13 protein-coding genes are annotated in these 15,920 nt (G+C 63.3%); 11 read left to right on the forward strand and 2 right to left on the reverse strand.

The genetic code is table 11. The features are described from left to right. The first annotated feature begins 133 nt into the window (after nucleotides 1-133). The 4 genes from AC0QUY_RS13105 to AC0QUY_RS13120 are packed head-to-tail and all read left to right on the forward strand — an operon-like array spanning nucleotide 134 to nucleotide 3,438. Nucleotides 134-1,012: a branched-chain amino acid ABC transporter permease gene (locus tag AC0QUY_RS13105; protein ID WP_475387136.1), complete on the forward strand. Its 879-nt coding sequence runs from the start codon at nucleotides 134-136 to the stop codon at nucleotides 1,010-1,012. After that, nucleotides 1,012-2,019 carry a branched-chain amino acid ABC transporter permease gene (locus AC0QUY_RS13110; RefSeq protein WP_161852912.1) on the forward strand — a complete coding sequence of 336 codons (1,008 nt, stop codon included), beginning with the start codon at nucleotides 1,012-1,014 and terminating at the stop codon, nucleotides 2,017-2,019. The genes AC0QUY_RS13105 and AC0QUY_RS13110 overlap by 1 nt, the downstream gene beginning before the upstream one ends. Further along, the gene (locus AC0QUY_RS13115) at nucleotides 2,016-2,750 is read left to right on the forward strand and encodes an ABC transporter ATP-binding protein (RefSeq protein ID WP_161852913.1); all 735 of its coding nucleotides are present in this window, start codon (nucleotides 2,016-2,018) and stop codon (nucleotides 2,748-2,750) included. The genes AC0QUY_RS13110 and AC0QUY_RS13115 overlap by 4 nt, the downstream gene beginning before the upstream one ends. Next, on the forward strand, nucleotides 2,734-3,438 hold the full coding sequence (locus AC0QUY_RS13120; protein WP_161852914.1) for an ABC transporter ATP-binding protein: 705 nt from the start codon (nucleotides 2,734-2,736) through the stop codon (nucleotides 3,436-3,438). The genes AC0QUY_RS13115 and AC0QUY_RS13120 overlap by 17 nt, the downstream gene beginning before the upstream one ends. A gap of 95 nt (nucleotides 3,439-3,533) precedes the next feature. Here AC0QUY_RS13120 and AC0QUY_RS13125 read toward each other — a convergent pair whose 3' ends face one another. After that, the gene (locus tag AC0QUY_RS13125) at nucleotides 3,534-4,064 is read right to left on the reverse strand and encodes a hypothetical protein (protein WP_475387137.1); all 531 of its coding nucleotides are present in this window, start codon (nucleotides 4,062-4,064) and stop codon (nucleotides 3,534-3,536) included. Nucleotides 4,065-4,086: 22 nt separating this feature from the next. Further along, nucleotides 4,087-4,752, reverse strand: coding sequence for a 3-oxo-tetronate 4-phosphate decarboxylase (gene otnC, locus AC0QUY_RS13130; protein ID WP_161852916.1), 666 nt, complete (start codon nucleotides 4,750-4,752; stop codon nucleotides 4,087-4,089). A 108-nt stretch (nucleotides 4,753-4,860) separates the two neighbouring features. Here otnC and ltnD point away from each other — a divergent pair, with 108 nt between their 5' ends. From ltnD to AC0QUY_RS13165, 7 genes are all read left to right on the forward strand, one after another. Then, complete coding sequence (ltnD, locus tag AC0QUY_RS13135; RefSeq protein WP_161852917.1) at nucleotides 4,861-5,775, forward strand: L-threonate dehydrogenase; 915 nt, start codon at nucleotides 4,861-4,863, stop codon at nucleotides 5,773-5,775. 23 nt (nucleotides 5,776-5,798) lie between these two features. Beyond that, nucleotides 5,799-6,581, forward strand: a complete 783-nt coding sequence (otnI, locus tag AC0QUY_RS13140) for a 2-oxo-tetronate isomerase (protein WP_161852918.1) — start codon at nucleotides 5,799-5,801, stop codon at nucleotides 6,579-6,581. Continuing rightward, entirely contained in the window at nucleotides 6,578-7,855 is a 1,278-nt protein-coding gene (otnK, locus tag AC0QUY_RS13145) for a 3-oxo-tetronate kinase (protein WP_475387138.1), read from the forward strand. Before otnI ends, otnK begins: the two co-directional genes overlap by 4 nt. Nucleotides 7,856-8,028: 173 nt before the next feature. Beyond that, nucleotides 8,029-9,720 (forward strand): methyl-accepting chemotaxis protein, encoded by a 1,692-nt coding sequence (locus AC0QUY_RS13150; protein WP_475387139.1) that lies wholly within the window; start codon nucleotides 8,029-8,031, stop codon nucleotides 9,718-9,720. A gap of 248 nt (nucleotides 9,721-9,968) precedes the next feature. Beyond that, entirely contained in the window at nucleotides 9,969-11,996 is a 2,028-nt protein-coding gene (locus AC0QUY_RS13155) for a methyl-accepting chemotaxis protein (RefSeq protein WP_475387255.1), read from the forward strand. A 249-nt stretch (nucleotides 11,997-12,245) separates the two neighbouring features. Beyond that, on the forward strand, nucleotides 12,246-13,949 hold the full coding sequence (locus AC0QUY_RS13160; protein ID WP_161852921.1) for a methyl-accepting chemotaxis protein: 1,704 nt from the start codon (nucleotides 12,246-12,248) through the stop codon (nucleotides 13,947-13,949). A 140-nt stretch (nucleotides 13,950-14,089) separates the two neighbouring features. Next, nucleotides 14,090-15,790 (forward strand): methyl-accepting chemotaxis protein, encoded by a 1,701-nt coding sequence (locus tag AC0QUY_RS13165; protein WP_475387140.1) that lies wholly within the window; start codon nucleotides 14,090-14,092, stop codon nucleotides 15,788-15,790. The last annotated feature ends 130 nt before the right edge of the window (nucleotides 15,791-15,920 follow it).

Genomic DNA, 15,920 nt, shown 5'->3' on the forward strand with positions numbered 1-15,920 from the left:
AACGCGAAGCGTTTGCGCAAGGGAGCGTAGCGACGAAGCAATCGATCGTGCCGCACGAGGAAAGAATGGATTGCTTCGCTGCGCTCGCAATGACGAACGTCGAGAGTAAGGCCTCCGGGCTGGAGCGACTTTCATGACAGCCGAAACCATCATCCAAAGCCTCGCCAGCGGGCTCCTCATGGGCCTGCTCTATGGCCTGATCGCCGTCGGCCTCGCGCTGATCTTCGGCCTCATGGACGTCGTGAACTTCGCCCATGGCGAGTTCCTGATGATCGCGATGTACGCGACGTTCTTCCTGTTCGTGTTCTTCGCGATCGATCCCTTGCTGTCCGCGCCGCTGGTCGCGGCTGCCCTGTTCGTGTTCGGGGCGGTGGTTTATCTACTAATCGTGCGCTTTGCGGTCCGCGCGAAAGCCAATGCCGGCATGGTGCAGATCTTCTCGACCTTTGGTTTGGCCATCGTCATGCGTGGCCTGACGCAATATTTCTTCACGCCGGATTATCGCAGCGTCACCCATTCATGGCTTGGCGGCAAGACGGTGTCGGTGGCCGGCATATTCCTGCCCGTGCCGCAACTGGTCGGCGCGCTGGTCGCGATCGCCGCATTCGGCGGGCTCTATCTCTTCATCAACCGCACCGATTTCGGCCGGGCGCTGGAGGCGACCCGCGAGGACGCTGGCGCGGTGGCGCTGGTCGGCATCGACAAGAACAAGGTATTCGCGCTCGGCTGGGGCCTCGGCGCGGCGCTGGTGGGCCTCGCCGGCGCGATCATGGCGATCTTCTTCTACATCTATCCCGATGTCGGCGCTTCCTTTGCGCTGATCGCCTATGTGACGGTGGCGCTCGGCGGCTTCGGCAGCGTGTTCGGCGCTTTCGCCGGCGGCATCATCGTCGGCCTCGTCGAAGCCACGACCGCCATGTTGCTGCCGCCGTCGCTGAAAGCGGTCGGAATCTACGCCGTCTATCTCCTTGTCGTCTTTGTCCGCCCGCGCGGCCTGTTCGGATCGATGTGATGGATACCGCTTTCGCAGAACGCCGCCGCCGCGACCTCATCGTCGCCTTTGTCCTCGCCGCGATCGCGGCCACAGTCCCGCTGTTCGTCAAGGACACCTACGTCCAGAACATGATGGTGATGACGCTGATGTGGGGCGCGCTGTCGCAAAGCTGGAACATCCTTTCCGGCTATTGCGGCCAGATCTCGCTCGGCCACGCGCTCTATTTTGGGCTTGGCGCCTATACCACTGCGCTGCTGTTCACCAAGTTCGGTGTGCTGCCATGGTTCGGCATGCTCGGCGGCGGCGTGATCTCCGCGCTGATTGCGATGGCGCTCGGCTATCCCTGTTTCCGGCTGCGCGGACATTACTTCGTCATCGCCACCATCGTCATTGCCGAGATCGGGCTGCTGCTGTTTCACAACTGGGATTGGGCCGGTGCTGCGATGGGCATCGAAATCCCGGCGCGCGGCGATAGCTGGCTCAAATTCCAGTTCCCGCGCAGCAAGCTGCCGTATTTCTACTTCGCGCTGGCGCTGGCTTGCGTCGCCTGGTTCGTCACCTGGTGGCTGGAGGATTCCAAATGGGGCTACTGGTGGCGTGCGGTGAAGGACAATCCGGAAGCCGCCGAAAGCCTCGGTGTGGTCGTATTCAATTCCAAGATGGGCGCGGCGGCGGTATCGGCATTCCTGGTCGCAGTCGGCGGCAGCTTCTACGCGCAGTACGTCTTCTATATCGACCCTGAAAGCGTGATGGGCTTTCAGTTCTCGCTGCTGATGGCGCTGCCCGCGGTGCTCGGCGGCATCGGCACGCTGTGGGGGCCGATGCTGGGCGCGGTCATCCTGATCCCGCTCACCGAATTAACGCGCTCCTATGTCGGCGGCTCCGGAAAAGGTATCGACCTGATCGTCTATGGCGGCCTGATCATAGCGATCTCGCTGGCGCGGCCGCAGGGGCTGATCGGCCTGTTCTCGTTCAAACACTTCGCCGGACTGTTCTCGTCCAAGCGCAAGGAGGCTGTCCGATGACGACGCCTCTTCTGGAAACCCGCGGCGTCTGGCAGCGCTTTGGCGGCCTGATCGCCAACAGTGACGTCTCGATTTCGGTCGGCCGCGGCGAGATCGTCGGGTTGATCGGTCCGAACGGCGCGGGGAAGTCGACGCTGTTCAACCTGATCGCGGGCGTGCTGCCGCCGACCCAAGGCTCGATCATCTTCGACGGCGAGGACGTCACCGCATTGCCGGCCGCCGAGCGCTGCCAGCGCGGCGTCGGCCGCACCTTCCAGGTCGTGAAAAGTTTCGAGACCATGACCGTCATTGACAACGTCATCGTCGGCGCGCTGGTCCGCACCACCGTGATGCGCGATGCCCGCCGCAAGGCGCATCAGGTGTTGGAATTCTGCGGCCTTGGTCCGCGCGCCAACGTGCTGGCGAGCGACCTGGTGCCCTCCGAAAAGCGCCGGCTCGAAGTGGCGCGGGCGCTGGCGACCGAGCCGAAGCTCCTTCTGCTCGACGAGGTGCTCACCGGGCTGACACCGGTCGAGGCCAAGACCGGCGTCGAGCTGGTGCGCAAGGTGCGCGACACCGGCGTCACCGTGCTGATGGTCGAGCACGTCATGGAAATCGTGATGCCGCTGGTCGACCGCGCCATCGTGCTCGATCTCGGCAAGGTGCTGGTCGAGGGCAAGCCCGCCGACGTCGTCCGCGATCCGAAAGTCATCACCGCCTATCTGGGAGACCGTCATGCTGTCGGTGCATGAAGTCACCACCGCCTATCAGGGCCTGGTCGCGATCTCGGCGGTCTCGATCGAAGTGGCAAAGGGCGAGGTCGTGTGCGTCGCCGGCGCCAACGGCGCCGGCAAGTCGACGCTGTTGAAATCGATCGCCGGCGCGGAACGTCCGCGCTCCGGCACCGTGTCGTTCGACGGCACCCGCATCGACGGCATGGCGCAGCACGTCATCACCTCGCGCGGCATCGCCTATGTGCCGGAAAACCGCCGGCTGTTTCCGCGCCTGTCGGTGCGCGACAATTTAAGGCTCGGCAGCTATCTCTATCGCGGCGAGGCCGACCGCGAAGCGCCGCTCGATCTCGTGTTCAAGCTGTTCCCGCGCCTGCAAGAGCGGCTGGAGCAGCGCGCCGAAACGCTTTCCGGCGGCGAGCAGCAGATGCTCGCCATCGGCCGCGCCCTGATGACGCGCCCGCGGCTGCTGATGCTCGACGAGCCGTCGCAGGGCATCATGCCAAAACTGGTCGACGAAATCTTCCAGGCGGTGAAACGCATCCGCGACGCCGGCATGACCGTGCTGATCGTCGAGCAGCGGATGTCGGAGTGCTTGGAGATCGCCGACCGCGCCTACATCCTGCAGACCGGCCGCGTGCTGATGCAGGGCAGCGCGGCCGAGATCAGCGTCAATCCGGATGTGCGAAAGGCGTATCTGGGATTGTGACTCGTAGCCCGGATGGAGCGCAGCGAAATCCGGGGAAACAACGAACGCTGGCCCCGGATTGCGCTGCGCTCCATCCGGGCTACGACTGCAGCGCGTTATGGTGTTTCCGTATTTCGCTTTGCCTGTGATGCGGCCATCAACATCTGTTCCACGATCCCTTCAAACTCGCTCTTGGCGATCGGGTCCGTCTTGGCAAACTCATCATATGGCTCATTGGTTTTGGGCCACCAATGATAATGGCGCCTCGCTTTATCAAGGACACGAGCCGCCGCTTCGACCTCGGCGTCCCTAGGTCGCGCCAATTCTGGGAGTTCATGCCCGTGTTCGCGCCTATGCTCCGGCGCACTTGCCGCGGATACCCCAAAAATGCACCACTTCGGAAAATCTCCCGAAAATTCAAAGAAATCATCAAAGTATTTTAGCCCCAGATCGGATAGACGCCGAACCAAGACCTCAAGCGCCTCCGCGCCGAAATGCGGGCCGAACGAAGCGATTTCAGCATTGCTATCGAATGGCGAGGAGTTCTCGAGCGCAATCAGCAACTTCTCGAAAGAGATTCCTTGCTCATTCAATGAGGCAAGACGGACTACTATGCCAAACTCACGAGTAACTCGAACGCAGTCCATCCTTGACCTCTAGGGAGTCCGCTTATTTGTGATTGTGTGAATGCTCCGGCAGCACCAGCCCAAACACCTTGGTCAAATCCATCACTTGCTCCGGCGACAGATACCGCGGATTCAGCCCGCGCAGCAGCAGATAGAGTTTCGCCGTCTCTTCCAGTTCCTCAATCGCGTAAACGGCCGCCTCCAGCGTGTCGCCGGACACCACCGGCCCATGATTGGCTAGCAGCACGGACGAGTATTTGCCGGCCAGCCCCTTGATGGCGTCGGCTACTGCCCGGTCGCCGGGTCGATAATAGGGCACAAGCGCGGTCTGTCCGCATTTCATCAGATAATAGGGCGTCATCGGCGGCAGCGCGGCGTGGGGGTCGATCTCGGGCAGCATCGACAACGCCACCGAGTGGGTCGAATGCAGATGCACCACAGCGCGTGCGGCGCTGCGGGTCTGGTAGAGCGCGGTGTGCAGCGGCACTTCCTTGGTCGGCGCATCGCCGGAAACCAGCTTTCCGTCGGGCCCAAGCCGCGACATCCGCGCCGGGTCGAGCGACCCGAGCGAGGCATTGGTGGGCGTCACCAGCCAGCCGCCATCGTCGAGTTTCACGCTGATGTTGCCCGAGGAGCCCGGCGTCAGCCCGCGCTCGAACAGCGAACGGCCGAGGCGGCAGATTTCCTCGCGTAACTTGGTTTCGCTCATGTCAGTATTCCGGCGTCATCCCTTTTTTATCTTGTCCCACGCTTTGGCAGCGCGGCCAAGCCGTGATACCCAGAGGCAAAGCCGCAAGAAAGCTCGAGGAACCGCCGCATGCCAGAATCCGCCAAACCAAGTGTCACCGTCATCGGGCTGGGTTCGATGGGCTATGGCATGGCGACATCGCTGCGCCGCGCCGGGCTCGAAGTGACCGGCTGCGACGTCTCGGCGGATACCGTGGGGCGGTTCGTGGCCGACGGCGGCAAGGGCGCCGGCACGCCGGCGGAAGCCGCGAAATCGGCCGATATAGTCGTCAGCGTCGTCGTCAACGCCGCCCAGACCGAGACCATTTTGTTTGGCGCGAATGGCGTCGCGGAAACGCTGGCGAAAGGCGCGGTATTCATTTCCTCCGCCACGATGGATCCCGACGTCGCACGGGGGCTCGCCAAACAGTTGGAAGCGACCGGCCGTCACTACCTCGACGCGCCGATTTCTGGTGGCGCGCAGCGCGCGGCGCAGGGCGAACTCACCATTCTGGCGTCGGGCAGTCCGACCGCCTTCGCCAAGGCACGCCCGGCGCTGGATGCGATGGCGGCAAAACTCTACGAACTCGGCGACGACGCCGGTCAAGGCGCCGCCTTCAAGATGATCAACCAGTTGCTCGCCGGCGTGCATATCGCCGCCGCCTCGGAGGCGATCGCGTTCGCCGCCAAGCAGGGGCTTGATATCCGTAAGGTCTATGAGGTGATCACGGCGTCCGCCGGCAATTCCTGGATGTTCGAGAACCGCATGCCGCATGTGCTCGATGGCGATTATGCGCCGCGCAGCGCGGTGGATATTTTCGTGAAAGACCTCGGCATCATCCAGGATATGGCGCGCTCGCAGAAATTCCCGGTGCCGGTTTCCGCCGCAGCCTTGCAGATGTTCCTGATGACGTCGGCCGCCGGCATGGGCCGCGACGACGATGCTTCAGTGGCGCGGATGTACGCGAAGGTCACCGGCACGCATCTGCCGGGCGAGCCGAAATAGCAAGATCAAGAAGGGGACGCTCGATGCCGCGTTTTGCCGCCAATCTCTCCATGATGTTCACCGAAGTTCCATTCCTCGATCGCTTCGACGCTGCGGCGAAAGCCGGCTTCACCGCGGTCGAATACCTGTTTCCCTACGATCATCCGGCGGAGGCCGTGGGCGATCGCCTGAAAAAGAACGGCCTGACGCAAGCGCTGTTCAATCTGCCGCCGGGCAATTGGGACGCCGGCGAAAAAGGTTTTGCTGCGCTACCGGAGCGTTTCGACGATCTCAAGCGAAGCCTTGAGACGGCGCTTCCTTACGCGAAGGCGACCGGCGTCAGGCGTCTGCATCTGATGGCAGGTATCGCCAACCGAAGCGAATCGAAAGCCGTAGAGCAGTTCTATAAGTCGGTGACGTGGGCCGCGGAATTCTTTGCGCCCCACAGCCTCGACGTCGTGATCGAGCCGATCAATGCCCGCAACGTGCCGGGCTACTTTCTCAACGACTTTACTTTTGCTCGCGACCTGATCACGGAGCTGAAGATCGCGAACCTGAAACTGCAGTTCGACATCTATCATTGCCAGATCATCCACGGCGACGTCACCATGCGGCTGCGCGAAATGATGCCGATCACCGGCCATGTCCAGATCGCCAGCATTCCCTCGCGCAACGAGCCAGACGGCGAAGAGCTGAACTATCCGTTCCTGTTCACCGAACTCGACCGTCTCGGCTATGGCGGCTTCGTCGGCTGCGAATACAACCCGCGCGGCAAGACCGTCGATGGTCTCGGCTGGTTCAAGCCCTATGCCGGAGCAAAATCGTGAAACTGTCTCTGGGCTGCATCGCCGACGACTACACCGGCGCCTCCGATCTCGCCAACACGCTCACCTGTCAGGGCCTGCGCACGGTGCAGACCATCGGCGTGCCGCCGGACGATCTGGCGCTGCCCGAGGTCGACGCGGTCGTGGTCTCGCTCAAGAGCCGCTCGATCGAGGCTGATGTCGCAGTAGACCGTTCGCGCGCCGCGGAAAAATGGCTGCGCGGCCGCGGCGCCGGCCATGTGCTGTTCAAGATCTGCTCGACCTTCGATTCCACAGACGCCGGCAATATCGGCCCTGTCATGGACGCGCTGCGCACGGATTCCGGCGATGCGATCGTGTTGGTGACGCCGGCCTTTCCGGAGACCGGACGCACCGTCTATCAGGGTAACCTGTTCGTCGGTTCCGTGCCGCTGAACGAAAGCCCGCTGAAGGACCATCCACTCAACCCGATGCACGATTCCAATCTGGTGCGGGTGCTGGCGCGGCAGAGCAAGACCAAGGTCGGCCTGGTCGATCTCGCCACGCTGTCGCGCGGCGCGGAGCCGGTTCGCGGGCGTCTCGCCGATTTGGCGGGCAAGGGGATTGGCGCGGCCATCATCGACGCAGTCTTTGATCGCGATCTGGAAACGATCGGCGCCGTCGCGCTGGATCACCGCTTGTCGGTAGGTGCATCCGGCATTGGCCTCGGCCTCGCCCGGGCGCTGGTTGCCTCCGGCAAGGTCAAGGCGGCTGCCGCGGGCGCGGTATCAGGCGCGCCGGTCGGCGGACCGGCGGCGTGCCTTGCGGGGAGCTGCTCGCAGGCGACGCTGGCGCAGATTGCCAACGCTGAAAAGACGATGCCCGTCCTGCATCTCGATCCCGAGCAGATCATCGCCGGCCCCGCCGAAGCCCGCCGCGCGCTGGCCTGGGCGAGCGACCGAATCACTGACGGCCCGATCCTGATCGCCAGCAGCTCGACGCCGGATCAGGTTTCAGCTCTGCAATCCCGGCATGGCCGCGATGCAGCCGGGCATGCCATCGAGCAGGCGATGGCCGATATCGCCGAAGGCCTGGTGCGCTCAGGCGTGCGGCGCCTGGTGGTCGCCGGTGGTGAAACCTCAGGCGCCGTGGTCGATCGCCTGCGCATTCCCGGCTTCCTCGTAGGCGAAGAAATCGCTGCAGGAGTGCCGGTTTTAAGCGCCGTTGGCACCGACAGGGGCGGAATGTTGCTTGCCCTCAAGTCGGGCAATTTCGGCGGGCCCGCGTTTTTTTCCGATGCGCTGAACCTGATGCGCTGACCGCTTCGCCAGCGTTCATTGCCCGGCAGGGTCCGCCGGCGTCGGTATCTTTGTCAACGCGCGTTAACTCAACCTGAGGACGCATCGGGTTTGATGTGCGCAAGGCGTCCCCCGTGTTCCCGCCTTGCCGCCATCCGGCGTGCTCCCCGCGCGCAAAACCAAGAGATTCAGCCATGCTTGCCAGGTATTCCATCCGCACCAAGATCATCGCCGTGGTGGCGTTCCTGCTCGTCGCGATGATGGGCATGGGTCTGCTCGCTGTCCGCAACATGCGGGCCATCAATGCCAACACGGTCGACATCGCAACCAGCTGGCTGCCGAGCATCCGCGTGCTGGGCGACCTGCGCGCCGGCGTCATCACCTATCGCAACGTGATCCGCGAACACATGCTGTCCGAGACGCTGGAAGAAAAACTGGCGACGGAAAAGACGCTGGCTGCCGTCATCGAGGCCAACAACAAGATCCGCGCAGCCTATGAGCCCCTGATTATGTCGGCGGAAGAGCGCACGCTGTATAATGAGTGGGCGCAGCTCTGGGACAAATACCGCAGAGGCACCCAGGAAGTCATGGAGCTGTCCCGCAATGCGGTCGGCCAGATTCCCACCGAGGCCAACGACCTGAATGCAACAACCGTGAACAAGATCGGGCTTCAGGCCGATGCCGTTCTGAAGAAGAGTATCGACCTCAACAACGCGGGCAGCGACAAGGCGGCACAGGAAGCGGCCGACAGCTATGCTTCCGCCTTGATCATGCTGGCCGCGATCCTCTGCGCCGCCGTGCTCATCGGCATCGCCGTCAGCTATTACCTGGTTCGCGACGTATCGAGCGGCATCGCTTCCATCGTCATGCCGATGCAGGCGCTGGGCAATGGCGATCTGAGCGCCGACGTGCCGCATCAGGGCGAGAAGACCGAAATCGGTGCGATGGCCGACACCTTGCAGGTGTTCAAGCAAGCGCTGATCGCCAAGAAGACCGCCGACGAGGCCGCTGCCGCCGACGCCGAAGCCAAGATCGAGCGTGGCCGGCGGGTCGACAGCATTACCCGCAATTTCGAAAGCATGATCGGCGAGATCGTGCAGACGGTATCATCGGCGTCAACACAGCTCGAGGCGTCCGCCGGCACGCTGTCTGCGACCGCCGAGCGGTCGCAGACGCTGACATCGACCGTAGCTTCAGCCTCCGGAGAAGCCTCCGCCAACGTGCAGTCGGTGGCGTCGGCGACCGAGGAGCTTTCTTCCTCGGTGACCGAGATCGGCCGTCAGGTGCAGGAATCGGCGCGGATGGCGACGGACGCGGTCGGCCAGGCCCGCGTTACCAACGACCGGGTCAGCGAATTGTCCAAGGCAGCGGGCCGGATCGGCGACGTGGTCGAACTCATCAACACCATCGCCGGTCAGACCAATTTGCTCGCGCTCAACGCCACCATCGAGGCGGCGCGCGCCGGCGATGCCGGCCGCGGCTTTGCGGTCGTGGCGTCGGAAGTCAAGGCGCTCGCCGAACAGACGGCAAAGGCCACCGGCGAAATCAGCCAGCAGATTACCGGCATTCAGGGCGCGACCCAGGAGTCCGTGAGCGCGATCAAGGAAATCAGCGGCACCATCGAAAGGCTGGCGGAGATCTCCTCGGCGATCGCGGCCGCCGTGGAAGAACAGGGCGCCGCGACCCAGGAAATCTCCCGCAACGTGCAACAGGCGGCGCGGGGCACCCAGCAGGTTTCCAGCAATATCACCGACGTGCAGCGCGGCGCCAGCGAGACCGGCGCAGCCTCGTCCCAGGTGCTCTCGGCGGCGCAGTCGCTGTCGGGCGATAGCAACCGTCTCCGGCTCGAGGTCGGCAAGTTTCTGGAGTCGGTCCGGGCAGCCTGACAACCGGCCGGCGGCAGACGAAGGCCCTGGCTCCCGGCAAGGGGGCCCGGCCTTTTCGCGCGTGGCGCGAAGTCGTTGGCGTTGCAACCCGGATGGACATTCCGTAGTTGCACGAAAGCGGAAATTAACCGGTCCCCGGTACGCTGCCCCGGCATCTCCGGGATTCGCGCGCGAGGTTGCCGGTTCCTTTGCGCCGCAAATTCCGCCTCCGGAAAAATGCTTCAGAAGAATTTGGGGTCGTCGACATGATCAAGCTCAACCGTATCGGAAACAAACTGGGCTTGGCCGGGGCTGTCGGCGTCCTGCTGGCGATCGGCATGGTGGCCAACCAGATGGTCACCGAAACGAAAATCGAGGAAGCCGGCGATCGCGCAACCCGATCGCAGCAGGTGGCGAACAATGCGCTCGCCGCGCATATCGACCTGCGCAAGATTCAGCTTGACGCCGGCGACGTTCGAATGGCGAGAACGCCTGCGCAAGTCGAAAAGGCCCTTGCCGATCTGCAGCGCCACAAGGCGAGCGCGGTGAAGGAGCTGGAGGCTGCGCTGGCAACGGCCCAGCGGCCGGAAGCCAAGGAACAGCTCCAGAAGACCAAGGCCTTGATGGAAGGTTTTGCCGCAGCGGTGGAAGATCTCGCGAAGGCGCAGATGACGCTGCTGGCGCAGATCGACAAGCGCTCGGTCATCTCTGAGGAGTGGAACAAGGCGGTCGATACCCAGATGAAGTTGCCGGCCATGCAAAAGCTGGACAACCGCCTCGAGATCGAGCGTTTGCTGTTTCAGGCCGATGGCAAGGTGAACGCGCTGCGAGCTGGTGCCTGGAAGCTCGGCGCCACCGGCGATGCCAGTTTGGTCACGGAGATGGCAAAGACCGAAGCCTCGCTCAAGGACATTTTCAACAAGCTGCGTGGCGAAGCCGATGACCGGGATCTGCTGGTTGTGGTCAGCAACCTTTCCTCGATCGTGAAGCGCTTCCTCGCCGCCAATGAGGAGGCCGTCAGGACCGAGCAGTCGAAGAGCGAAATCATCGCCAACCGCACCGTCAAGGCCGCTGCTGACGTCGCCGATCTGATGGAAGCGACGGTGGCTGGCGCGCAGAAGGATGCCAAGATCTCGAAGGATGAGGTCATGGCCGACACCGAGCGTGCCAACCAGATCAACCTGATCATGGCGATCGTTGTTGTCGCGTCGCTGATCGCCTCCGTGGTGTTCTCCTTCCTCGGCGTCGCCCGTCCGATGACGCGCCTCAACGGTGCGCTGGGCGAGATGGCCGGCGGCAATCTCGAGGTCGAAATTCCCGGCGCCGGCCGCGGCGACGAAATCGGCGACCTCGCCAAGACCGTAACCGTCATCCGCGAGAACGCCGAGCAGAAGGCGCGCGAGGAAGCCGAAGCCAAGGTCCAGCAGGACCTGGCCGCGGCGCAGCGGCGCAAGGCCGAAATGATCAAGCTCGCCGACGATTTCGAAGGCGCGATCGGTAACATCGTGGAGACCGTGTCTTCGGCCTCGACCGACCTCGAAAACGCCGCCGGCACGCTGACGACGACCGCCGAACGCGCCCAGGAACTGACCACGATGGTGGCGGCGGCGTCCGAGGAAGCCTCAACCAATGTGCAGTCGGTGGCTTCCTCCACCGAAGAGATGGCGTCGTCGATCACCGAGATCGGCCGTCAGGTTCAGGAATCGGCGCGGATGGCCAACGAGGCCGTCGATCAGGCCCGCACCACCAATAACCGCGTCAGCGAATTGTCGAAGGCCGCTGCTCGCATCGGCGCGGTGGTCGAACTCATCAACACCATCGCCGAGCAGACCAATCTGCTGGCGCTCAACGCCACCATCGAGGCGGCGCGCGCCGGCGACGCCGGTCGCGGTTTTGCTGTCGTGGCATCTGAGGTAAAGGCGTTGGCCGAGCAGACCTCGAAGGCGACCGGCGAGATTGGTCAGCAGATCAGCGGCATCCAGGCCGCGACGGAAGAGTCGGTCGGGGCAATCCAGGCGATCAGCTCTACCATCGAGAAGCTGTCGGAGATTTCCTCGACCATTGCAGCCGCCGTGGAAGAGCAGGGTGCCGCAACCCAGGAAATCTCCCGCAACGTGCAGCAGGCCGCCCGAGGCACCCAGCAGGTCTCCGCCAACATCACCGACGTGCAGCGGGGCGCCGGCGAAACCGGTTCGGCCTCATCGCAGGTGCTCTCAGCCGCGCAGTCGCTGTCGTCCGACTCCGGCCGTCTCAAGCGCGAGGTCGGCAAATTCCTCGGCTCGGTGCGCGCCGCCTGATCCCTCCATCGTCAGGAAAATTCAAGGCCCGGCCCTCGCGGCCGGGCTTTTCTTTTCGAGGGCGGGCGCCGGCTCGCTCAAACTTCTTCGTGTCGCCAGCAACAACCGGAACAAATCGATATTGGCTTCGGTAATTGCGCTTGCAAGCTCCGTAAAGTTACGGAGCGTCAACTTTACATTGGATAAAGAGCCGCCGCTTAAACCCTTTGTACAGGCTTTTTGAATGCCGCTGACAAAGAGGTCCCCCCGATGTTTCTGGCGAATTTCCGTGTGCTCACGAAAGTATTGGCAATCATTTGTGTGCTGTCGCTGATCACGGGAATCATGGCTTGGCTCGGGATCAGTTCGCTACATTCGGTGAGCGAAAAGTCGAATACCATGGCGCGATCGGCGGAACGAGCCTTGCTGGCTACCCGCGCCAACAACAATGTGGTGACAATGAACCGCGCCGAGTTTCGCAGCGCCCTTGATCCTCGCGATGAAAACAGGTTGTCTGCACGCGCCTCGATTGATGAACAGCTCAAGCAGCTCGAGGAGCGCCTTGCCGAAGTGAGCAAGACCACTGACGAGAAGACGCAGGCGCTGCTGCCGGCCGTCAGGTCGGCGCTTTCCGCCTATCAGTCGCAACTGAAGCAGACGCTTCAGTCGGTCGACGCCGCCAAATCCGTGGAGGTGACGCAGTCAGCGGCAGCATTGCGGGATGCGACGATGAAGAGCCGCGCTGCGGCAGAGGAGCTGCAGCTCGCTATCCGCGCAGTGGCGACCAGGCTTGACCAGCGGGTCATGGAAAACAACAAGGCCGCGGAAGAGGAATATGCCTCGGCGTCGCGGCTGCTTGTCATCCTCGCGGTCGGAAGCGTGGTGTTCGGTCTCGGGTTCGGCTTCGCGGTCGGTCAGTACGGCATTGCCAAGCCGATCCGGGCGGTCGTCGAGTTGCTGCAGCAGCTTGCCGGCGGCAAATACGACATCGGCATTTCTGGCACGGAGCGCGCCGACGAGGTCGGCGACGTTGCCAAGACCGCCCTGGTGTTCAAGGAAAATGGTCTCGCCCGGATCCGCATGGAGCGTGAGCAGAAGGAAGCGGAAGTCCGCGCTGCCGCACAACGCCGCGCCGACATGGTTCAGCTCGCCGACGGTTTCGAGCGGGCCGTAGGCGAGATCGTCGAAACCGTGTCGTCGGCCTCGACCGAACTCGAAGCCTCCGCCGTCACGCTGACATCGACCGCCGAGCGCTCGCAGGAACTGACCACCGTGGTGGCGGAGGCTTCGGAAGAAGCTTCGACCAACGTGCAGTCGGTCGCCTCCGCCACCGAAGAGCTCTCCTCTTCGGTAAATGAGATCAGCCGCCAGGTTCAGGAATCGGCGCGGATGGCGAGCGAGGCCGTCGGCCAGGCCCGTCAAACCAACGATCGCGTCGGCGAATTGTCGAAGGCGGCTGCTCGCATCGGCGACGTCGTCGAACTCATCAACACCATCGCCGGCCAGACCAATCTTCTGGCGCTCAACGCGACCATCGAGGCGGCGCGTGCCGGCGAGGCCGGCCGCGGTTTTGCGGTCGTGGCGTCTGAAGTGAAGGCGCTCGCGGAACAGACGGCGAAAGCCACCGGCGAGATAGGTCAGCAGATTTCCAGCATTCAGGCCGCGACCCAGGAGTCCGTCGGCGCGATCAGGGAGATCACCGGCACCATCGAAAGGCTGTCGGAAATCTCCTCGACCATTGCCGCGGCAGTGGAAGAGCAGGGCGCGGCGACGCAGGAAATCTCCCGCAATGTGCAGCAAGCCGCTCACGGCACCCAGCAGGTCTCGTCCAACATCACTGACGTGCAGCGCGGCGCCAGCGAGACTGGCTCGGCCTCTTCGCAGGTGCTTTCGGCAGCGCAATCGCTGTCGACGGACTCGAACCGCCTCAAGCTCGAAGTCGGCAAGTTCCTCAATTCAGTGCGGGCGGCCTGAGGCCGCCTGACCGCGCAGCGCCCCGGTTAATAAAACACCGTATATCTACTGATTACAAAATTAACGGGTAGAAAGCGGCTAACCTATACGATTCCGTGCAATGGGGCGGACGACCTTCGTCGTCGCGTGGAGATTCAAGCATGTTTGCAATAATACGTCGGGCCAGGATGACGGTTGGCCGAAAGATCTATGCCCTCATCTGCCTCGGTTTCGTCGGGCTCGTGGGCATCGCCTTCCTCGACTCGCGGGAAATGGCGTCGAGCCTCAATCAGCAGAAGCAGATCGAGCTGCGGCACCTCGGCGACCTCGCGCTCGGCATCATCAAGGAAGAGCACGCCGCGGTACAGAAGGGTGGCGTTTCGGACGCGGACGCGCAGAAGCGGGCGATGGCGCGGATCGGCGCGCTCCGCTACGGCAACAACGACTATTACTGGATCAACGACATGCATCCGAAGATGGTGATGCATCCGATCAAGCCGGAGATGAACGGCAATGATCTGTCGGCCTTCAAGGACCCGAATGGCAAAATGCTGTTCGTCGATTTCGTCAATACCGTCAAAAAAGCAGGCTCCGGCTTCGTTCCCTATGAATGGCCCAAGCCCGGTTTCGACAAGCCGCAACCGAAGCTGTCCTATGTGGTCGGCTTCGCGCCATGGAACTGGGTCGTCGGCACCGGCGTGTATATCGACGACCTGACGGCGCAGACTTGGGCTTCGACCCAACGCTCCCTGATCGTGGCGGGTGTGATCCTGCTGTTTACGCTCGTGGTGTCGGTCTTCGTGGCGCGGAGCGTCACCGCTCCGCTGCAGCGAATGACCGTTGCGATGAACGATCTCGCCAGCGGCAACCTTGCCGTCGAGGTGCCCGGTGTCGGACGCAGCGACGAGATCGGCGAGATGGCCAAGGCGGTGCAGGTGTTCAAGAGCAATGCCGTCGCCCAAAAGACGCTGGAGGCCGAACAGCGCGAGGCCGAGACCCGTACGGCGACAAGCCGCAAGGCGGACATGATTAAGATGGCCGACGATTTCGAGGCCGCGGTCGGCCGCATCGTCGAGACCGTGTCGTCGGCGTCCAGCCAGCTCGAGGTTTCGGCGGGCACGCTCACGGCGACCGCGGAACGCGCGCAGGAACTCGCGACCACCGTCGCGGCGGCTTCCGAGGAAGCTTCGACCAATGTGCAGTCGGTGGCGTCGGCCACCGAGGAGATGGCGTCGTCCGTTACCGAGATCAGCCGCCAGGTCCAGGAATCGGCGCGGATGGCCAATGACGCCGTGGACCAGGCGCGCGTCACCAATGACCGCGTCAGCGAACTGTCGAAGGCGGCAACCCGCATCGGCGACGTCGTCGAGCTGATCAACACCATCGCGGGCCAGACCAACCTGTTGGCGCTCAATGCCACCATCGAGGCGGCGCGCGCCGGAGAGGCCGGCCGCGGCTTCGCCGTCGTGGCCTCCGAGGTCAAGGCATTGGCCGAGCAGACCGCGAAAGCCACCGGCGAGATCGGGCAACAGATCACCGGCATTCAGGCCGCCACCCAGGAGTCCGTGAACGCCATCCAGGCGATCAGCGGCACGATTGAAAAACTGTCGGAGATCTCGTCGACGATCGCGGCCGCCGTGGAAGAGCAGGGCGCCGCGACACAGGAAATCTCCCGCAACGTGCAGCAGGCGGCGACGGGTACCCAGCAGGTGTCGTCCAACATTACCGACGTGCAGCGCGGCGCCAGCGAAACCGGATCGGCGTCCTCGCAGGTGCTTGCGGCGGCGCAATCGCTCTCGGGCGATTCCAACCGCCTCAAGCTCGAGGTCGGCCGCTTCCTAGACTCGGTGCGGGCGGCCTGAGTCCGTCCTGATTGTTCGGTCGGAAGCCGGTTTCTCATGCCGGCTTCGCGACCGCAGACGCTTCGAATCGGAAACGCGAACTGCCAAGCAGCCGGCTTTTGGCTGCAAGAGAAGCAGGAGACATCCCTAG

This window comes from Bradyrhizobium sp. WYCCWR15520, from assembly GCF_056174665.1.